At 45.6% G+C, this 16,438-nt stretch carries 17 protein-coding genes; 14 read left to right on the top strand and 3 right to left on the bottom strand.

What is annotated here, in order from left to right; genetic code table 11:
* Window positions 1-9: 9 nt before the first annotated feature.
* From F0145_RS19800 to F0145_RS19835, 8 genes are all read left to right on the top strand, one after another.
* On the top strand, window positions 10-1,233 hold the full coding sequence (locus tag F0145_RS19800; RefSeq protein ID WP_223816162.1) for a TolC family protein: 1,224 nt from the start codon (window positions 10-12) through the stop codon (window positions 1,231-1,233).
* Window positions 1,211-2,566: an efflux RND transporter periplasmic adaptor subunit gene (locus F0145_RS19805; protein WP_146905231.1), complete on the top strand. Its 1,356-nt coding sequence runs from the start codon at window positions 1,211-1,213 to the stop codon at window positions 2,564-2,566. The genes F0145_RS19800 and F0145_RS19805 overlap by 23 nt, the downstream gene beginning before the upstream one ends.
* Window positions 2,563-3,783, top strand: coding sequence for an efflux RND transporter periplasmic adaptor subunit (locus F0145_RS19810; protein ID WP_146905228.1), 1,221 nt, complete (start codon window positions 2,563-2,565; stop codon window positions 3,781-3,783). The genes F0145_RS19805 and F0145_RS19810 overlap by 4 nt, the downstream gene beginning before the upstream one ends.
* Window positions 3,784-3,933: 150 nt before the next feature.
* Window positions 3,934-5,010: a YncE family protein gene (locus tag F0145_RS19815; RefSeq protein WP_146905225.1), complete on the top strand. Its 1,077-nt coding sequence runs from the start codon at window positions 3,934-3,936 to the stop codon at window positions 5,008-5,010.
* Between the two features lie 36 nt (window positions 5,011-5,046).
* Window positions 5,047-5,739: a hypothetical protein gene (locus tag F0145_RS19820; RefSeq protein WP_146905222.1), complete on the top strand. Its 693-nt coding sequence runs from the start codon at window positions 5,047-5,049 to the stop codon at window positions 5,737-5,739.
* Between the two features lie 40 nt (window positions 5,740-5,779).
* Window positions 5,780-6,409 carry a DUF2911 domain-containing protein gene (locus F0145_RS19825; RefSeq protein ID WP_146905219.1) on the top strand — a complete coding sequence of 210 codons (630 nt, stop codon included), beginning with the start codon at window positions 5,780-5,782 and terminating at the stop codon, window positions 6,407-6,409.
* Between the two features lie 63 nt (window positions 6,410-6,472).
* The gene (locus F0145_RS19830) at window positions 6,473-7,075 is read left to right on the top strand and encodes a helix-turn-helix domain-containing protein (protein WP_146905216.1); all 603 of its coding nucleotides are present in this window, start codon (window positions 6,473-6,475) and stop codon (window positions 7,073-7,075) included.
* A 26-nt stretch (window positions 7,076-7,101) separates the two neighbouring features.
* Window positions 7,102-8,241, top strand: a complete 1,140-nt coding sequence (locus F0145_RS19835) for a hypothetical protein (RefSeq protein ID WP_146905213.1) — start codon at window positions 7,102-7,104, stop codon at window positions 8,239-8,241.
* A 91-nt stretch (window positions 8,242-8,332) separates the two neighbouring features.
* Here the strand turns inward: F0145_RS19835 and F0145_RS19840 are convergent, their stop codons facing one another.
* Window positions 8,333-8,611, bottom strand: a complete 279-nt coding sequence (locus F0145_RS19840) for a hypothetical protein (RefSeq protein ID WP_146905210.1) — start codon at window positions 8,609-8,611, stop codon at window positions 8,333-8,335.
* A gap of 141 nt (window positions 8,612-8,752) precedes the next feature.
* Complete coding sequence (locus F0145_RS19845) at window positions 8,753-9,424, bottom strand: DUF305 domain-containing protein (protein ID WP_146905207.1); 672 nt, start codon at window positions 9,422-9,424, stop codon at window positions 8,753-8,755.
* 585 nt (window positions 9,425-10,009) lie between these two features.
* Here F0145_RS19845 and F0145_RS26875 point away from each other — a divergent pair.
* The 3 genes from F0145_RS26875 (at window position 10,010) to F0145_RS19860 (ending at window position 13,930) form a co-directional block, all read left to right on the top strand.
* Window positions 10,010-11,272 carry an efflux RND transporter permease subunit gene (locus F0145_RS26875; RefSeq protein ID WP_146905204.1) on the top strand — a complete coding sequence of 421 codons (1,263 nt, stop codon included), beginning with the start codon at window positions 10,010-10,012 and terminating at the stop codon, window positions 11,270-11,272.
* Window positions 11,273-11,279: 7 nt separating this feature from the next.
* Window positions 11,280-13,172: an efflux RND transporter permease subunit gene (locus F0145_RS26880; protein ID WP_150091220.1), complete on the top strand. Its 1,893-nt coding sequence runs from the start codon at window positions 11,280-11,282 to the stop codon at window positions 13,170-13,172.
* 251 nt (window positions 13,173-13,423) lie between these two features.
* A complete protein-coding gene (locus tag F0145_RS19860; RefSeq protein ID WP_146905197.1) occupies window positions 13,424-13,930 on the top strand; it encodes a heavy metal-binding domain-containing protein in 507 nt (168 codons plus the stop codon).
* A gap of 23 nt (window positions 13,931-13,953) precedes the next feature.
* Here F0145_RS19860 and F0145_RS19865 read toward each other — a convergent pair whose 3' ends face one another.
* Window positions 13,954-14,724 carry a DUF6503 family protein gene (locus F0145_RS19865; RefSeq protein ID WP_146905192.1) on the bottom strand — a complete coding sequence of 257 codons (771 nt, stop codon included), beginning with the start codon at window positions 14,722-14,724 and terminating at the stop codon, window positions 13,954-13,956.
* A 239-nt stretch (window positions 14,725-14,963) separates the two neighbouring features.
* Here F0145_RS19865 and F0145_RS19870 point away from each other — a divergent pair, with 239 nt between their 5' ends.
* Genes F0145_RS19870 through F0145_RS19880 form a run of 3 tightly spaced genes read left to right on the top strand, consistent with a single transcriptional unit; the run spans window position 14,964 to window position 16,310 of the window.
* Entirely contained in the window at window positions 14,964-15,308 is a 345-nt protein-coding gene (locus tag F0145_RS19870; RefSeq protein ID WP_146905189.1) for a four-helix bundle copper-binding protein, read from the top strand.
* Window positions 15,309-15,360: 52 nt separating this feature from the next.
* Window positions 15,361-15,651: a DUF6122 family protein gene (locus F0145_RS19875; protein ID WP_146905186.1), complete on the top strand. Its 291-nt coding sequence runs from the start codon at window positions 15,361-15,363 to the stop codon at window positions 15,649-15,651.
* 32 nt (window positions 15,652-15,683) lie between these two features.
* On the top strand, window positions 15,684-16,310 hold the full coding sequence (locus F0145_RS19880; protein ID WP_150091222.1) for a DUF305 domain-containing protein: 627 nt from the start codon (window positions 15,684-15,686) through the stop codon (window positions 16,308-16,310).
* The last annotated feature ends 128 nt before the right edge of the window (window positions 16,311-16,438 follow it).

The raw sequence follows: 16,438 nt of genomic DNA on the forward strand, positions 1-16,438 counted from the left end.
TTATATATAATGGCTTGGCTGCTGTTGCTGGGAACAACCGTCCAGGCGCAGGTACCGGTGCTCCCGCTGGACTCGGTACTTAGCAAAATTTCCCAGAATAACCCCATGCTCCAGGAATTCAGGTTAAGGGGCCAGGCCCAGAACGCCATGGCCGAGGGAGCCATCAGCCAGATGGCGCCCATGGTCGGAGCGGGGGTATTCATGGTTCCCTATCCGGGCCAAATGATTATGGAGGGACAGGACAGAGGCATGGTGATGACGTCCGTAGAGCAGGAAATTACCAACCCGGCGAAACTCAAGGCCCGGCAAAATTACCAGCGTTCTAAAGCGGCCATTGAAGAAGCCGGGCGGGATGTTACTTACAACCAATTGCGGGCCCAGGCCAAAACCGCCTATTTGCAATGGGTGGTGCTGGAAAAGAAAAAATCGGTGCTGCTGGAAAGTCAGCGCATCATGCAGTTTATGCTGAAGCTGTCCCGGGTCCGCTACCCTTATAACCAAAGCTCGTTGGGGAGCATCTACAAAGCGGAAGGCCGATTGGCCGAAGTCGAAAATATGCTGCTCATGAATGACAGTGAAATTGGCATGAAAAACATTCAGCTTAATATGCTGATGAACCTGCCCCAGGAGAACCGTTTTGCTGTGGACACCCTGGTTCGGGTACCGGAACCGATTGCCTTAGCCGACACGGCGGAACTGCGTACCACTCGCAGCGATGTGCGGCAAATAGACCAGACCATTGAATCGATGCGGCTCAACCTGCGCCTGGAAAGTCTGCAACGGCTACCGGATTTTAGCATCCGCCTGGAAAACATGATGCCTCGCGATAAGATGATGGCCCAGACGTTTACCGCCATGGGCATGGTTTCTATTCCTATTGCCCCTTGGTCTTCGAAAATGTACAAGTCTAACATCAAAGCCATGAAGCTGGAAATTGCGGGTATGCAAAAAGGCCGGGAAAATATCCTGAACGAAGCCCAAAGCATGGTAAAAAGCATGGCGCTGGAATTGCAAACCAAGCGGACCCAGGTACAGAATTACGAAGCCAAAATCATTCCGGCCCTGCGGCGCAACTACGAAACCACTCTGCTCAGCTACGAACAAAATACCGGCCAATTACCCCTGGTGATTGATGCCTGGGAAGCGCTGAACATGGCCCAAATGGAATACCTCAACAACTTAGAGCAACTGTACCTGATAGGGGTAAATTATGAGAAAGAACTGGAAAAATAAGTTAATCGGGCTATTGATTTTACTGCTGCCGTTCACTTTTACGGCCTGTAATGATAAGCCCGGCCAGGGAGGGGAGCAGGGAGCGACGGCTCCCGAGGTAGCATACACCTGCCCCATGCACCCGCAAATTGTCCGGGACGAGCCGGGTTCCTGCCCCATCTGCGGCATGGACCTGGTAGCCAAGCGAACCGCTAATGCGCCCGCTGCCCCCGTGAGTTCGGATTTAAACTACTTGCTGCAGCCCGCGAACCAAACGGTGGTCTCTCGTATCAAGACCACCCAACCGGTGCAAAAGCAGGTACAGAACGAAATTATTATGAGCGGCGTGGTGACCTATGATACCCGCCAGCAATACCTTATTCCGGCCCGCTTCGGGGGGCGGATTGAAAAATTATATGTGCAATTCAACTATCAGCCGGTACGCAAAGGGCAAAAGCTGTACGACATCTACAGCCCGGAACTGGTAACCGCCCAGAAAGAATTGCTTTACCTGCTGCAAAATGACCCCACTAATACTTCCCTGATTCAGGGCGCAAAGCAAAAACTACAATTATTAGGAGCTACGGAAGGCCAAATAAAACAACTGGCCCGGAGCGGCCAGGAGACCTATACCTTTTCCGTGTACAGCCCTTACACCGGCTATGTGCTGGACCCGGCGGTAAGCGCCGCGCCTACTCCCACGGCACCCGCTTCCGCTGCTCCAGCAGCCGGGGGAGATGGTATGGGTGGTATGGGTGGCGCGGGGAGTGCTGGCGGTGGCGGCGGAACCAGCCCGGCGGCACCAACCCCAAATAGTGGTTTTGCCATCCGGGAAGGAATGTACGTGACTACCGGGCAAGCTTTGCTAAAAGTAGTGGATGCTTCGCAGGTTTGGGCCCAGTTCAACGTGCCCGGCAGCCAGGCTGGGCAACTCACCATAGGAACGCCTATCACCATTACTTTTAACCAATTGCCAGGGGAGCCGGTGCCCGCTAAGGTATTATTGGTGGAACCAATTTACGAGGCCGGAGAGAATTTTGCCCAGGTGCGGGCCTCCTTACCAGCGGAGAATAAATCCACGCTCATTGGCCAGCTCCTCACCGGTAAAGCTACTTACAGTACTGGTACCGCCCTCTGGGTGCCCAAAGAAGCGGTGCTGGACATTGGCACGCAGTCCGTAGCTTTTCTGAAAGTGAACGGGGTCTTCAAGCCCATCAGCGTGCAGGCTGGCCAACGGGCCGATGGGATGGTAGAAGTACTATCGGGACTGAAGGCCCAGGATGTGATAGCCACCAATGCTCAGTTCCTGGTAGATAGCGAAAGTTTTATTCGGGTAGCAGAAAATAACAGATGAAAAAGATTCTAAAAACAGCAGGCGTATGGCTCGTGGCTCTTCTGATAGTCGCCTGTACCAATAAAGATAAACACGAGCACCATGAGGTTGATACGGCCGGAACAGGTACCACTTACACTTGCCCCATGCATCCGCAAATCGTGGAAAGTGCACCCGGCTCGTGCCCGATTTGTGGCATGGACCTGGTACCGGTCAAAAAACAACCGGCTACGGAAAAGAACGCCGGCAGCATCATGCTCAGCGAAACGCAGATGCAACTGGGCAATATTTCTACCCGGCCGGTTCAGATGGGGCAAGTAGGCAGTAATACCATCCTGACCGGGCGCTTAGCGGTGGACCAGACCCAGGCGGATTTAATCAGCAGCCGCGCAGCCGGTCGTATTGAAAGGTTGTATGTCAAAGAAACCGGGCGGCGTATCCAAAAAGGACAGCCGCTTTATGACTTGTACAGCGAATCGTTGCTGACCCTGGAACAGGAATATTTATTAGCCCTGGACCAGGTGAAAGCCTTTCCGGGAGAGAAACAGTTTGCTTCTGTGCTGGCGGCAGCCAAAAAGAAACTCCTGCTCATGGGCTTATCGCCGGCCCAGGTTAACCGGGTGGCCCACACCCGGCAGTTAGATGCCCGCATTACCTTCCTGGCACCAACGTCCGGCATCGTGACGGAGATAGCCGCGGCCGAAGGCGTTTATGTGGCCGAAGGCAGTTTGCTTTACCGCCTGAGCCGCTTTAATACCATTTGGGTAGAAGCGGAATTATACGCGCAGGAAGCCGGGCAAATACAGGTGGGCACCCCCATTGAAGTGACCGTGCCGGGCCAGCCGGCTCCTATTAAAACCAAAGTAAGTTTTATCAATCCGGAGTTCCGCCAGAACAGCCAGGTAGTGGTCGCCCGGGCTAAACTGCCTAATCCCAAAGGAGCATTAATTCCCGGCACGCAGGCGACCATTAACCTGCCGGCTCCCACGAATCAGGCGCTTACCCTGCCGCTCGATGCCGTTATCCGGGATTCCCGGGGGGCGCACGTTTGGGTAAAAACGGGCGAGAATACCTTCAACTCCAAAATGGTTACCCTGGGGCCCGAAAGTGCGAACCAGGTAGCTATTGCCAGCGGACTAAGCCCCAACGATACGGTAGTGGTAACGGGCGCTTATTTACTCTACAGCGAATATGTTTTAAAGAAAGGCACTGACCAGATGGCCGGCCATAACCATTAATAAACGAATGAAATCATGTTGTCAAACCGAACCGCCCAAAAAGAACAAGCCATACCTGCGACTTGCCTGGTATGCCTTAATAGCCAGTCTGATTGGTTTTGTAGTCCTACAACAGTTAAGTCAATAACCCAGCGATTAACCGCAGGAATCATGCTTTTCAAAATAAAAAAAGCACTGGCAGGAGCTCTTTTAATTTTCGGCTTTACGGCCTGTAACTTCCATACCGAAGCCGACATGGACGACATGGATGATATGGGCGGTGGGGAAGAAAAGAATATTGATTACCCGGCAGCCTATGTGGTGAATGGCGAATCAAACAACATCGAGGTGCTTAATTTAAACGACCTCTCCAAAAAGGAGCAACTATCATTGAACGGAGCTACATTCCCGCACCATATTAATATCAGTCCGGATAAAACAAAGCTGGCCGTTGCCATTACCAGTACCGATTTAAGCGGTGGCCACGACTCCGGCGGCATGGGGGGCATGAGCGGTTTCAAGGTCATGGTGCTCAATAGCTACACCGGGAAAATTGAAAAAGAACTCATGCTGCCCAAAATGCCCCATAACGGTGTTTTTAACCGGGATGGCTCTGAATTATGGATTGCGCAGGAGGATGAACAGCAAAGCCATGTGCTGGTTTACAATACCGGTAACTGGAGCCTGAAAAATACCATCCTGGTCGGCAAAGGCTTGTCAGAAGTTACTTTCTCCGCCGATGGCACCAAAGTATTTGCCGCCAATACCATGGATGCGACGGTCTCTATCATCAACCCGGATACCAAAACGGTACTGGGCACCGTGCCGGTAGGCAAAGACCCGGTAGGAGCCTGGCCAGCCGCCAATGGCTTCATGTACGTGGACAATGAAACAGAGGGCACCGTGACGGAAATTGCCGTAGCTTCCGGCACTGCTACCGAAACTATTCCGCTGGGCTTTAAACCCGGCTATGTCGCGTATCATCCCGCCCAACAGGAATTATGGGTAAGCGATGCCACCAATGGAAAAATTGTTTATTACCAGGAAAATAACGGTCAGTGGAACCTGAAAGGCAGCATTACCACCGGAGCCGATGCGCACGCCATTGCCTTTTCCCCGGATGGCACAACGGCTTACGTCACCAACCAGGGGGCCAATACCGTGTCCGTCATTAAGGTTGTCGATCATCTGGTGACCGCTACGGTTCCGGTCGGTAAAAAACCGAATGGTTTAGTTATCCGGCCCTAAAATCATTTTCCCCAATCTTTAAACTTCAACAACTTAATGAAACCAACCAACCTTTTTCTTTTCCTGCTTTCCTTTTTGTGCCTGACCCTAATTTTAAATCCGCCGGGGGTTATGGCGCACGGGGGTGAAAAACACGAGAAAAAAGCCAAACCTACCCCGGCTGATACCATCAAACAAGAACCCAAGGCTTTCCGTGATACGATAGTTTTAAATGATGTAACCCCGGCGGAGCACGCCGGCCACGAAGCCAATCCCCGGACCGTACATGCCTCTTTCGCGGACTTTCCGCACATCCACCCGCTGATTGTCCATTTCCCAATAATGCTGCTAATGATTGCGGCAGCCATGCAATTTCTCAATATTCTGTTTCAGAAGAAAGAACTCAATTGGGCCGTGACCATCATGGTGTTGGTTGGTTTTGTGACGGCATACGCCTCCTCTCATTGGTCGCACCCGCATACCTCCGGGCTTTCTGCCCACGCGGAGCTCGTCTTAGAACAGCACGATAAATATGCTGATTACACGGTTTACCTGGCCGGCCTTGGATTATTAGCCCAGCTGCTAAGCGTGTTGGTTTTCCGGGGCCAGCGCTGGAGCATAGCCGTTGCCGCCGTGATTTTGATTGGTGCCGGTTATGCCGTCAGCATGGCGGGCCATTACGGTGCCCAGTTGGTCCATATAGAAGGAGTAGGACCACAAGGAAAATTCCTGGAACAGCATCAGCATTAATACTTCATCTGTCTTATTCAACTCATCAAATAACTAACCGATGTCACTAAAATTCACTCATTACTTTGCCCTCGTAGCCATTAGCTTTTCCTTCACGTTCTGCAACCAAAAGCCGGAAACAACCCAAAAGCAAGAGATAGAAAAACCTACTGCGGCACCTACGACAGCCAATCCGGAAGATGCGGTCACGATTGCCGAGCAACCGGAGCCGGACACGTTAAAAGGCAGTCTGAAAGCCGTAGCTACCGGCCAGATTGGTTCGGTCAACGTGGTTATAAACTATCATTCACCAGCCGTTCGCAAACGGGTAGTTTGGGGTGGCCTGGTTCCTTATGACCAAGTTTGGGTAACTGGCGCGCACTCCGCGACGACTATTGAAACCGATGGCCCTATCCAGATAGGCGGCCAGGCAATACCGGCCGGCAAGTATGCCTTTTTTACCATACCAGGCGAGAAGGAATGGACCGTAATCCTGAATAAGAATTGGGAACAGCACCTGGCCGATGAATATTCTGCGAAAGAGGATATTCTGCGCCTTCCGGTTCAGGTTGAAAAAACAGATAAACCCCAAGAACGCCTCCGCTACGTGGTAAAGGCAGCAGGCGAGAATAAAGGAACGATAGAGATGCATTGGGAGCGTTTACGCATTCCCGTTCCGGTAGCGTTGTAAAACCCTGCTATATTTCAATATCAGCTTTATTTCATTAAACGCTCCACTCTATATCCTGATAACATGGAACCACAAGGCACCGAAAGCCGGGCTACCTTAAATATTAAAAATATGGTATGCCCGCGGTGTATCCGGATAATACAAGAACAATTTGCCCGCCTGGAACTGCCGGTTCTGGAGGTGCAACTGGGCTGGGTAGAACTAGCCCGGCCTCTAGAAGCAGCAGAAAAAGAAAAGGTAAAAGAAGTGTTGGAGGATTATGGCTTTGAGCTGTTAGAGGATAAAAAATTGAAGTTGGTAGAACAGATTAAAACGGTGCTCATCGATTTAATCCATTATAAAAGCGAGAAGATAACCACCAATTATTCAACTTATTTAAGCCAGGCTATTGGAAAAGATTACAGCACCCTGAGCCATGCCTTTTCTTCGGTTGAACACATGACCATTGAAAGGTTTATTATTCTGCAAAAGATTGAATACATTAAAGCGCAGCTGGATTATGAAGAATTATCGTTGGGAGAAATAGCGACCCGTTTACATTACAGCAGTTTAAGCCATCTTTCGAAGCAGTTTAAAGCCATTACCGGTTATACCCCTTCTGATTATAAGAAACTAGCAATTCGGGACCGTTTACCCCTGGATAGTTTAAAAAAGCCGCTCCCATAATGACTTTATACCACTTTTAAAAGCACATGGATATAAATGAGTTATTTGAGCAGCTTTTAACAGAAAGTATTGATAAAGTAATTACTTCATTTCATGAAAACCCGGATGAGGTTTTAACCGAGAACCTTAGAAAGAGTTTATTTTTTGAACATGTTAGCAACAGCTTAAAACTATATCGGAGTAATCACGATTGCATTTACCTGGATTGCAAAAGAAAGTCTATTAAGAGTTCTCATACCATTTCTAAAAAGCTATTTTTAGGCGCTATTGAAGAAGATGGGCATGTATTAAGACCAAAATTTGATCACGCTTCCGGCTCCTTTATCTTGGATAAAATTGGTGTTAATCTAGCTTCAACTTTTCCTGGATTTTGTACCGTACACGAAACACTTTTTCAGGATTTTGAAGAAAAGAACCAATTTAACACCCCGCAGCACTTTAACCTTCAGCTTTATAGAACTATTTGCAGAGAATATTTCATTAAGAAATACCAAAAGCAAATTTATAGTCAATTACTGGCGACATACAAAGAATTTCGAGAGGAGGCTCTTCTGAAAAAGTACAGAGAAGATTATTTCTTCCAATTCTTAGCATCGAAAGGAGTTAAGATTCAGGAATTAAAATATTCTTTCCCAGACACTTTTGAAAAATCAATTGCGAAGGAATTAACGCACTTGGATAAGGAAATTAGCAAAATACACACCTATTATAGAAAAGGAACCGATCTGCTGGCAGGTAAAGACGATTTTTGGGGCACTGCCTACCAAGTGGACATACAAATACCTGTCTGCTTAGCGGGACGAGCTAATTTTAAAATTAATCATGATGGAACCGAGAAAAACATAATCGTTATGATAAATGTCTTACCCCAAAAAGATAAAACCACTATCACCATCTCCGGGTTAAAAAAAGACGAAGACTACATTAAAGTATATCTCAACGCTGTGCTAAAGGACGGAATATCTATCCTGACTATGGTAGAAACATGGATGATACGTGGTACGGACCATTGGTTTTTAAAGCCTTCTATCTGGGAAAAGGTTAGTCCCGGTGCAAAAATGACCATTTTAGAAGACATTAAAGACTTAGGTTTTAATATTGGAACCCCTTATCCGGTAAGCATTTTCAAGAATTTAAAAGAAAAGCTGAAGGTGAATAATAGATAATGTTACTAACCAATATCAGCTTAGCTGATGCTGTGCTGTTAAGACATCCTTTAGCAATATCTTAATGAGTGATGGGCTCACCTTAACGCTTCTAAACGAGCAAATAAATAACAAGAGCTACCAGAGCTACCAAGCAAATCCACGCCGAAATCCAAAGAGCTCTAGCTACTCCATATGATTTATAGGATTTATTTTTCATTTGCATTACATACATGCCTGAAACATGAAGAATGCCCCCTATAACTATTATCAGGAGCGCATAATTGGCGATATCCAAACCCCACTTAGCACCCAGGCCAAATCCAAGAATGCCTGCACCCAGAGCGGAAGCTGATTGCGCCAATTTTAATGTGTCTAAATTAGTTTCCATATGAATATAAGAATCATTTTTATTTCCTGGAATTGAAAATTATTGCCGCTAAGCTGATAACCAAATATAAACTTCTATTCAAGCCAAATTAAAAAGGGATTCTTTGACGAGAATCCCTTTTCAGGTATAAAAACAATAAAATTATTGCTGAGGATGCGCTTGCAACCAGGTATCCAATTGCTGAATTTCTTTTTCCTGGTCCTTTATGATTTTCTGGGCCATGGCTTTAATTTCCGGCACCTTGGCATTAGGTAAATAGGCGTTGGCCATATCAATAGCACTTTGGTGGTGCATGCTCATTAAACTGGCAAAATGATGGTCGGTTGTTCCTTTCATGTTATGGTCCATACTGGTCATCATGGTTTTCATGGGCTGCATCAACTTCATGGAAGCGGCTGTATCAGCCGCAGCAGGCTGGTGGCTGCTAACAAACTTTTGCAGCTTTTCTTGTTCTTCTTTTTGGGCGGATAAGGTTTGTTTGGCCATATTAACTAACATAGAATCCTGACCATTATCAACCTCTTCCTGGGCCATGGTCAGCGCACCTTCGTGGTGGATAGCCATCATCTGGGCAAAATCATGGTCAACGTCGCCGGTCATTTTCATCTCCTGCATGGCGGTCATATTCTCATGCATCAGGTCCATCATTTTATTGTTGGAGCTGCCTGCTGCCATATCATGACCTGCATGATCCCCTGTTTGTTCCGTGGTTGCCGTTTCGGTCTTACCGGAATTCTGGTTACAAGCGCTAAAAAACAAGGTTGCACTACACAGCCAGATAGCCAGGTTCCAATTACTCTTCTTAGTTTTCATAGTTTAAGTTTAGTCAAGTAGTATTAAGTATTAGCTATATTATCATACGTTCCTCTTTAGGTGAAGTTATTTGGGATAAAAGTCGAATAAAAGAGGTCTTAGTACAAAAGGGAAAGAAAAAGTAGCCGATTGACTAAACAAGCGGACTTTTGAAAAATAATGGTGCCGGATTTAAATGTTAGGATTCTAAAATAGACAGAATTATATCACTGTTATCACAAATTATACAAATTCATTTATTTGCCGGGTCAATCAAAAGTAATCGCTGATTTAATACAGGCCCTTAGATGACTTTAATCATGTTAGTAAATCCTTAAGGGGCCTATATTTATAATAACGAAAAACCAGCTGTTGCTTGCCGTATTTTAATCTTTTCTGAAGCTTTCATCAATGCTGGAACTCCGGGATAAATCAGGATTGATTAAAAACAAGGCTTATATCAAGCATTCCTGCACGCTTCTTAATGAAGCTAAAGTTGTTATACCTGCATATTCCTTCTCATCAAAAGCAAGGGGTATTTTAATGAAATGTATCAATGGAAATCAGCCGAATATAATGAAAGCCCTTCTGCCTAGGTAAAGAATTATGATTGGACAATTTATCAAATGGGCCTTAAAGAACCGCTTAATTGTGCTGCTGATAGCAGCCGTAATAGGTGCCTATGGATTCTATTCCGTAAGTAAAACGAAAGTAGATGCCATTCCGGATTTATCGGAAAACCAGGTTATCATATTGACCGAATGGATGGGTCGCAGCCCCCAAATTATGGAAGACCAAGTGACTTACCCGTTAGTAAGCAACCTCCAGGGCATTCCTAAAATTAAAAACATCCGAGCTAATTCTATGTTCGGGATGAGCTTTGTTTTCGTAGTTTTTGAAGATAACGTAGACGTCTACTGGGCCCGCACCAGAGTATTGGAACGGCTTAATTATGCCCAACGACTGTTACCCGAAGCAGTAACGCCTACTTTAGGACCAGATGGCACCGGCCTGGGACACATTTTCTGGTATACCTTGGATGCACCCGGTTATGATTTGGGAGAACTGCGCGCCTTGCAGGACTGGTACATCAAATTTGCTTTGCAGACAGTCCCTGGGGTTAGTGAAGTAGCCTCCTTTGGGGGTTTTCAAAAACAATATCAGATTGTCATCAATCCGGTCCAGCTGAACTATTTCGGCATTCCTTTAAATGAAGTTGTCCAAAAAGTAAGGGCCAACAATAATAACGTTGGTGGGAGAAAATTTGAGATGGCCGATATGGGATACATCATCAGAGGGGTTGGTTACCTCACCCAAATAAAAGACATTGAAGAAATTCCTTTAAGAACCCAAGGCTCTATTCCCATCCGGGTGAAAGACATTGCCACGGTACAAATGGGCGGCGAACTGCGCTTAGGAATTGTAGAAGAAAATGGAGAAGGCGAAAAGGTGGGGGGAATAGTGGTAATGCGTTATGGAGAAAACGCTAAAGAGGTAATTGACCAGGTAAAAGAAAAATTAATAAACGTGGAAACCGGTTTGCCTCCGGGGGTAAAACTAAAGGTGGCTTACGACCGGTCAGATTTGATAGAGGCGACGATTGCTACTTTAAAAGAAGCCGTATTGGAAGAGATTCTGGTGGTTTCGGTTGTACTGTTCATCTTCCTGTTACATGTGCGGAGTGCATTAATAGTGGTCATCACCATTATCATGAGCGTGTTAATCTCCTTTATTATGATGAATTGGTTTCAGGTGAGCTCCAACATTATGTCGCTGGCCGGCGTGGCCCTGGCCGTAGGAGACCTGGTAGATGCTGGCATTGTAATGGTTGAAAATGCTTTAAAATCAATTACAGAAGAAACGGAATAACAGCATAATGATTGCAGAAGCGGAAAGGCTAAGACGCATTGAAAAATCCTCTGTATTAGTGGGGAAGGCAGTTTTCAATTCTATATTGATTACCTTGGTTTCATTTGCCCCCATCCTCTTTTTGGAAGGTCAGGAAAAAAAGTTATTTACCCCCCTGGTCCTTACCAAATCCTTTGCTATGATGGGGTCGGCTTTGGTGGCAATTTTTCTGGTACCGGTGCTGTTGGCCCTGTTGCTAAAAGGAAAGATACGCTCCGAGAAAACCCATCCGGTATCCCGGTTTTTCCTCTGGCTTTATAATCCCGTTATCCGGTGGTGTCTCCGCTGGAAGAAGATAACCATTGCCATTGCTTTTGTATTGGTGGCCGCCAGCATTCCCTTTGTCCTGCGCTTAGGTTCGGAGTTTATGCCGCCGTTGGACGAAGGCTCCCTGTTATTTATGCCGATTACGCTGCCGGATGTTTCCAATACCGAAATAAAACGGATTATGCAGGTGCAGGATAGACTGATTAAATCGGTGCCGGAGGTGGTCAATGTATTAGGCAAAGCCGGAAGAGCCAGCACCGCCACCGACAATTCCCCGCTCAGCATGATAGAAACCATTGTTTTGTTAAAACCCCAATCTCAATGGCGCGACGGCATGACCAAGAACAAAATTATTGAAGAATTAAATAAGAAGCTCCAGATTCCGGGGGTAATTAATGCCTGGACCCAGCCCATCATTAACCGCATCAACATGCTTTCCACCGGCATCCGGACGGATGTAGGGGTGAAAATCTATGGTCAAAGCCTGGACTCCATTAATATTTTAGCCCAACAGTTTAAAGCGGCTTTAACGGGTATAGACGGAATTAAAGATTTAAATGTGGAACCCTTAGTGGGCGGAAAGTATGTGGAAATAAACATTAAAAGGGATGAAATTGGCCGTTATGGTTTAAGTGTGGATGATGTAAATCTAGTGGTTGAATCATCCATTGGGGGCATGAATTTAACTACTACCGTAGAAGGCCGGCGACGCTTTGCGGTGAATGCACGTTTTGCTGAGGATTTCCGCAATAGTCTACCCCGTTTAAGGTCACTACTGGTGACCAGTCCGGTTGGTCCGCTTCCCTTGTCTGCCGTGGCGGATGTGTATTTAGCAGAAGGCCCGCCCATGATTAACTCGGAAAATGCCATGCTGCGGGGCACGTTACTCTTTAACGTGCGGGAAAGAGATATCGGCAGTACGGTGGCAGAGGCTAAAAAAGAACTGGCAAGCCTCGTTCAAAAGTTGCCCAAAGGTTACTATATTCAGTGGAGCGGACAGTACGAAAACCAAGTACGGGCTGAACAGCGGTTAAAGATTCTCATTCCCATTGTTCTGGTCCTTATTACCGTCATTTTATATTTTACCTTTCACACTTACCGGGAGGTATTAATCGTCCTCTCCAGTATTCCCGTAGCCCTGGTAGGAGGTGCTTATTCCCTTTTCTTTTTTGACGTAAATTTTTCGGTAGCGGTGGCCGTGGGCTTTATTGCCTTGTTTGGGATAGCCGTTGAAACGGGGGTACTGATGCTCGTGTATCTGAATAATGCTTTATACAACAAGGTTTCCGAACGCAAAAAAACTAGTGGTCGCCTGAATAAAATTGACATTGAGGAAGCGGTTTATGAAGGTGCGGCCCTGCGGTTACGCCCCAAATTGATGACGGTTTTGGTGGATATATTGGGTTTAATACCACTCTTGCTAGCTACCGGAACCGGGAGCGATGTCATGAAGCCCATTGCTATTCCTTTTGTATTTGGCCTAGTCACCTCAACTTTTTTTGTTTTAATTGTTCTGCCCGCCATGTATGCTTTGGTTCGCGAAAACGAACTGCAAAAAAGAGGCAAAGTAATCATTGCCGAATTAAAAGATTAAACGAAACGCGTTTAATTCAAAATTCAAACCAGGAATAAACCTGGATAGCGGATTTCAGAAGGTGAGAATTTTAAACTGCCAGAATTATAACAACATTCTCCTTAATTATACAAATTTTGTTTATTACCAGTCTAAATCAACGGCGGTTATTGATTTAAAGCACTCATTGCCTTGATGTTAATCATGTTTTTAAACCCCTTTGACACCTACCTTTATCCAAAACAAAACCTGCCATTTATACTTAAGGAATTATGAAAACGCTCCTATTAACAATAGCACTAGCCCTGATAACCATTAGCCAAATTCAAGGCCAGGGCAACCAAAAAAACAATGCCATTAAACAGCAAGTGGCGGCTATAAGCTACAGCTGTCCGGACCATCCGAATGAAATTAGTAATACCCCTGGTAAATGCTCTAAATGCGGCAAGACTTTAGTAAAAGAAACGGCGAAAAACTACAAAGGTCAGGTAGTGGTACTCACCAAAACCGTCTATAGGTGCCCAAAACACCCAACTGAAGTAAAAGAAGAAGCTGGTTCCTGCTCCCAATGTGGAATGGCCTTGGTTCAAGTGCCGGTAAAAAACTACAAAGGCCAGGTAACTGGAACCGAAAACGTTTATGTCTGCCCCGACCACGTAAATGTGGCTAGTGCTGTTCCGGGAACTTGTCCGGTTTGTAAAAAGCCACTAACCGAAAAACGAATGCCCTTATCCGAAGAGAAAAACCCGAAAAACTATAAAGGGCATACCAAAAATTAATTCTTGATTTTTTCAGGTTGGAACTAGTGCAGGATATTTATCCGGATATTCTTTAACTCAATATTGGAAAGTTCTTTTAACTGGTCGGCAGTGAAGGCTTGCTCAATCTTCCAGAAATTAATAGTATCCAGCGGTTCAAAATTGATATAGTCCTGAAATAAGATGCCCTCAACTTTACGGGGATTAATTGCTTGACGGAAGCGGATACCACCGCCATCCGTAACGTAGGTATAAGCAAAATAATCCATCGTAAACGATTTCTGATTGATAAAGTAGAGGAATTCATCTTGAAAATCAGTTCCACCACCTTCCTGTTTGAAGGTAACCTTTATTTTGTGATAAGGGATTTGCTTGATGGTAGCGCTGCCCAGGTACTGCTTTTGTACGGCTGGGTCATTCAACCCAAAGGGAAGTAGGGCAAAATAAATAACGGAGTTAACCGAGGCACTAAATGCTTTCACCCGCTCTGCCGGTAGGTCCTTTACCTGGCCATTGATGGTCCGGGTAAAGGACTTATTGGTTAATACATCTTTTACCTGGCCGGTTGAATCGGTAAAAGAACGGGTATAGGAATAAAGTCCATCCTGGCGGGAAGCTTCATAGTGCTTATCCCGGAAGTCAAAAGCTACTTGCAATTGCAAAAATTTATCGCCACCGTGGGCAGCTATAGCTTTGTCTATAATTGCCTGTGGGTCGTTTGTACTTTTCTCGAAAACAGCCTCTTTGCCGGAATTATGGGAATTACAGCCTGTTAAAACAGCTATTAATAAAAGCAAACCAAGAAGATAGCGCATTCTATTTCAATTAGGTTTAAAGGCCTTTTAGGCTTTATAGAATAAAATTTTTATCTATTAAAGGTAAGGGGAAAGGGAAAATCTGGCAAAAGCACCTTATTACAAACCCAAAAGATATAACTCTTTTCAGAGATTGTATAAAACGGATTACCTCAAATTGGGGTAAAACAATAAGATATGCCGGCGATGAAATATTTCTGGCTAATGAATATTTATGTTTTACCACAAATAACCTAATTATGCATAATTCCCAGTATAAACCAATTATTGATGCTTTAGTGGCTTGTGCGGCCGAATGTGAGCATTGTGCTACCGCCTGTTTGCAAGAAGAAGATGTTAAAATGATGATCCGGTGCATTCAATTAGATCGCGATTGTTCCGCCATTTGCCGTACTACAGCCGATGCCTTAGCCCGCAATTCAGAAAATGTCCAGGTGTTTTTGGATGCCTGTGCCGCCATTTGCGCCGCCTGTGGCGAAGAATGCGAAAAGCACGCCCAACACATGGACCACTGCCGGGCATGTGCCGAAGCTTGCCGCCGGTGCGAAGAGGCCTGCCGCTCCCTTGCTGGTAAAATTTACTAGCAAATTGAGTATGCCCGCTGGTCTGGTTCATCATAGAATAGTTTAAAAATCTATGATACACCTAATACTGCATGTCCTGGTGCCAGCCGGTGCGGCATACCTCTTTTACCGGGATAATTGGTTAAAGGCTTGGGCTATGTTAGCAACCGGGATAATACTGGACGTAGACCATTTATTTGCCGTACCCCTGTATGACCCGGACCGGTGCAGCATAGGTTTTCACTTTTTGCATACTTACCCGGCTATTGCTGTTTATGTAATCTTATTAAGTATTCCCAAGGTACGCACGTTTGCCTGGGGCTTTCTGATACATATGGTTTTGGATTATATCGCTTGTTTATAGCAGGCATTTGCAATTAAAATATATTAAATACTATGAAAAACTTTTTTATTATTCGCTCATGGGCAATGCTCTTAACCGCCAGTTTATTTTTAGCTTCCTGTGAACAGGAAGAGGGGTTGGAAACCCAGCCGCATGACCAAAACAAAATGATGACTATCATGCACCAGATGATGACGCAAATGGAGGCCATGCCCATGAATAGTGAACCTGACATTGATTTTGCCAAGATGATGGTGATGCACCATCAGGGTGCCATTAACATGGCCCAGGAAGAAATTGCCAATGGCAAAGACGCCGAAATGATAGCTATTGCCCAGAAGATAAAAAGTGAACAGGAAAAAGAAATTCAGGAATTCAATACTTTTTTGGCCTCCTATCAAGCAGACCAGCCCATGAACATGGAGTTCCATATGGAAGTAATGGAATCCATGGAGAAAATGGGGCGGGAAAGTGATTTACGGGTAATTACCGGTGATACGGATCAGGATTTTGCTCAGTTGATGATTCCGCACCACCAAGCAGCCATGGAAAATGCCAAATCGGTCATAGAACACGGCAATAGCCCGGTTATAAAAACAATGGCCCAAAAAATTATCGATAGCCAAATGATGGATATAAAAGAATTACAAGAGTGGCTACTGGAACATAAAGAATATTAAAGTTGGTGTTTGTTTGGTTAAAGCGTCTCTGTCTTACTGGCAGAGGCGTTTTTATATCGCGCAGGCTATAAGCAAAATCATATAACACTTTATCCGAATTATATCACATATTCCCTTCGCCTACCCGG

It is taken from the genome of Adhaeribacter rhizoryzae, from assembly GCF_008629685.1.
GTDB classification, from domain to species: domain Bacteria; phylum Bacteroidota; class Bacteroidia; order Cytophagales; family Hymenobacteraceae; genus Adhaeribacter; species Adhaeribacter rhizoryzae.